The sequence below is a fragment of the Furfurilactobacillus curtus genome, from assembly GCF_045862785.1.
Lineage (GTDB): Bacteria > Bacillota > Bacilli > Lactobacillales > Lactobacillaceae > Furfurilactobacillus > Furfurilactobacillus curtus.
Genome location: NZ_BQXO01000043.1, coordinates 1 through 670 on the forward strand (window position 1 = coordinate 1; position 670 = coordinate 670).

1 protein-coding gene is annotated in these 670 nt (G+C 42.6%); it reads left to right on the top strand.

Going from position 1 to position 670, the window contains the following annotated elements:
* A partial coding sequence (locus tag ACKTR2_RS10340; RefSeq protein ID WP_456237534.1) for a TraG/VirB4 family ATPase occupies positions 1 to 670 on the top strand: 670 nt, incomplete at both ends.

Genomic DNA, 670 nt, shown 5'->3' on the forward strand with positions numbered 1-670 from the left:
CTTACGTCAACAGTGGCGTTTTGAAATATAGCCGCTTAAAAGAGATTAAAGACGATCAGTGGCCGACCTTATCCAATGTTTATGACGAGTTGGAAAAACTGGCAGATAAGGACGCCGACAAATTCAATCGGGTCAAAGACTTCTACTACATCTTAGGCAGTTATACCCATGGTTCTAACAGTTTATTTGACGGCCATACCAACGTTAACTTAAAAGGGAAAATCATTTCCTTTGATTTAAAACCGCTACAAAGTGAGCAGGAAGTCCAATCAGCGGCTTATCTGAATACTTTTCAATACNTGTGGGACGAAATTACCAAAGATCGGCATAGCCGCAAGAAATTGTTTGTTGATGAATTTCACTTTTTGACCTTGCATAAAGCGGCCGCCACCTTTTTCCATCAAGCATACAAACGGTTTAGAAAATACAATGCCGGGGCCATTGCCGGAACGCAGCAAATTCAAGACGTGATTGAAGGCACAACGGATACCGGGCAGAACATTGGGGAAGCCATTATTGGGAACTCCTACACCAAAGTGTTCTTTGGTCTTGACGGTAAAGGCGTTGATGATGTGATTACCAAATTGCGTATGACGTTCTCGGATAAAGAAAAGAAGCTACTAGAACGTCGTAGACAAAGCGAAGCCCTGATGATCTATGGTAGTCAACG